Annotated in this window: 2 protein-coding genes and 2 pseudogenes; 1 reads left to right on the top strand and 3 read right to left on the bottom strand. The window is 52.6% G+C overall.

What is annotated here, in order from left to right:
• Positions 1–106: 106 nt before the first annotated feature.
• Positions 107–1,087 carry an IS481-like element ISKpn27 family transposase gene (locus PG883_RS23140; protein WP_013213985.1) on the bottom strand — a complete coding sequence of 327 codons (981 nt, stop codon included), beginning with the start codon at positions 1,085–1,087 and terminating at the stop codon, positions 107–109.
• A gap of 122 nt (positions 1,088–1,209) precedes the next feature.
• The gene (locus tag PG883_RS23135) at positions 1,210–1,767 is read right to left on the bottom strand and encodes a recombinase family protein (RefSeq protein ID WP_001217881.1); all 558 of its coding nucleotides are present in this window, start codon (positions 1,765–1,767) and stop codon (positions 1,210–1,212) included.
• A 162-nt stretch (positions 1,768–1,929) separates the two neighbouring features.
• On the opposite strand from PG883_RS23135, the pseudogene PG883_RS23130 reads away from it, so the two are divergent.
• Positions 1,930–2,307 (top strand): annotated as a pseudogene (locus PG883_RS23130) (DUF4158 domain-containing protein); the annotation flags it as partial.
• A gap of 13 nt (positions 2,308–2,320) precedes the next feature.
• Here PG883_RS23130 and PG883_RS23125 read toward each other — a convergent pair.
• Positions 2,321–2,525 (bottom strand): annotated as a pseudogene (locus PG883_RS23125) (IS4 family transposase); the annotation flags it as partial.

The following is a 2,525-nucleotide window of genomic DNA, read 5'->3' as shown; positions in this document are numbered from 1 at the left end:
ACATATTTGAATGTATTTAGAAAAATAAACAAATAGGGGTTCCGCGCACATTTCCCCGAAAAGTGCCACCTGACGTCTAAGAAACCATTATTATCATGACATTAACCTATATGTCAAGACCCGGCTGGTTATACACGCGTTTCCTGAACAATTCAGGGCGTTTTTCATGCCATTCCTTGAGCGCCTGAACGGGTGTTTTGTGTTGGAGCGCGCGTTGCGGAATGCTGTGGTTGTAGATCTTGACGTAATTGCGCAGCGTCGATTCCAGTTCGGCAGCTGAACCAAAACGGGTCTGGTTGACGATGTCGCTGATACGACCGTTGAAGCGCTCCACCATGCCGTTGGTCTGCGGATGACGAGGCGGGATGAGCCGGTGCTCGATGCCGAGCTGCTTGCACAGGCGGTCGAACACGTGTGTGCCGCTGGGTTCCTTCTTCTTGCCGCCAGCCGTGAAGCGGTCGGTGAACTGGCTGCCGTTGTCGGTCAGAAGCTTGACGATCTTGACGGGACAGGCTTGCTGGACTTTGTTGAGGAAGTCGCCACTGCTGCCATCGGTCTGGTCGGCATAGAGCTCGATGAAGACCCAGCGCGTAGCACGGTCGATGGCAACGAAGAGATAGCGCCTTGCCGTCTCGTCGGGCATCTGCGGCAGGTACTTGATGTCGATGTGCACAAAGCCCGGCTCGTAGTCCTTGAAGGTCTTTTTCGTGGCGGGCGCAGTGCCTTCCTGCTCGACCAGGTTACGTAGATCCGAGACACCGTGGCGGCGCAGGCAACGTCCCAGGCCGGCACGCGAGACGGCTGGATTGATGAACTCGCGCGTGACCGCCAGCAGGTCGTCCGTGGGCAGCAGCAACGTCTTGCGCAGCTCCACCACGATGAGCTCCTGCTCGGGCGTGAGCGTCGTGTACATCTTGTTCGGCGCATGCGACTTGTCTTCAGGAGACTCGCGGTTTTGCCACTTTCGGATGGTTTGGCGGGTGACGTTGTACATCCTGGCCAGTTCGGCCTGCGGGAGCGTCGAGTTCCTGATTTCCTCACGGATCAGGTGGGTAGTACGGGCTTGGCTGTGCAGTGCCTGGGTCATCGAGTTGCCAGTGAAGAGTCGGATTGGAACAGTGTACGCAAAACGTGTCTGGCCTTGAAGAGCGGCCAGCTACGCATGGGTACATGATCCCACGAGTCCAGACACCTATAAAAATAGGCGTATCACGAGGCCCTTTCGTCTTCAAGAATTTTATAAACCGTGGAGCGGGCAATACTGAGCTGATGAGCAATTTCCGTTGCACCAGTGCCCTTCTGATGAAGCGTCAGCACGACGTTCCTGTCCACGGTACGCCTGCGGCCAAATTTGATTCCTTTCAGCTTTGCTTCCTGTCGGCCCTCATTCGTGCGCTCTAGGATCCTCCGGCGTTCAGCTTGTGCCACAGCCGACAGGATGGTGACCACCATTTGCCCCATATCACCGTCGGTACTGATCCCGTCGTCAATAAACCGAACCGCGACACCCTGAGCATCAAACTCTTTTATCAGTTGGATCATGTCGGCGGTGTCGCGGCCAAGACGGTCGAGCTTCTTCACCAGAATGACATCACCTTCCTCCACCTTCATCCTCAGCAAATCCAGCCCTTCCCGATCTGTTGAACTGCCGGATGCCTTGTCGGTAAAGATGCGGTTAGCTTTTACCCCTGCATCTTTGAGCGCTCTGATCTGAATATCGAGGGACTGCTGGCTGGTTGAGACCCGCGCATAACCAAAAATTCGCATAAAATGTACCTTAAATCGAATATCAGACACGATGTGTCTATTATGCCAAAATGACGATTTAATGGACACTCAAACGAAGCCGTTTTACTATGTCTGATAATTTATAACATTTCGGACGGTTGCAAAAATGTTACTAAATGCCCGTCAGGCAGGGAGGCCGATATGCCCGTTGACTTTCTGACCACTGAGCAGACTGAAAGCTATGGCAGATTCACCGGTGAACCGGATGAGCTTCAGCTGGCACGATATTTTCATCTTGATGAAGCAGACAAGGAATTTATCGGAAAAAGCAGAGGTGATCACAACCGTCTGGGCATTGCCCTGCAAATTGGATGTGTCCGTTTTCTGGGCACCTTCCTCACCGATATGAATCATATTCCTTCCGGCGTCCGGCATTTTACCGCCAGACAGCTCGGGATTCGTGATATCACCGTTCTTGCAGAATACGGTCAGAGGGAAAATACCCGCCGTGAGCATGCAGCGCTGATACGTCAGCACTATCAGTATCGTGAATTTGCCTGGCCCTGGACATTTCGCCTTCATGTACAGAACCTTAAGCGGCAAGCGAATTAATAATACCGTCTAACGTGTTGTTTTGCTTGGATTTTCTCTGCCTACTCTTTTTGCCGTTTTTGGATAAATACACCATTGCCCACTCCAACTTCTCTGTTATTTCCTGCCACGCACCATGGATGATGCTCGCCAATATCGGCATTAACCAAAGCGCGCTGTTTTTGGCAATCTTCAGCATCGATAAC

This window comes from Aeromonas sp. QDB25 (assembly GCF_027707725.1).
GTDB lineage: Bacteria > Pseudomonadota > Gammaproteobacteria > Enterobacterales > Aeromonadaceae > Aeromonas > Aeromonas caviae.
The sequence above is the reverse complement of the archived record's forward strand: the minus strand, read 5'-3'. Positions and strand labels throughout refer to the sequence as shown.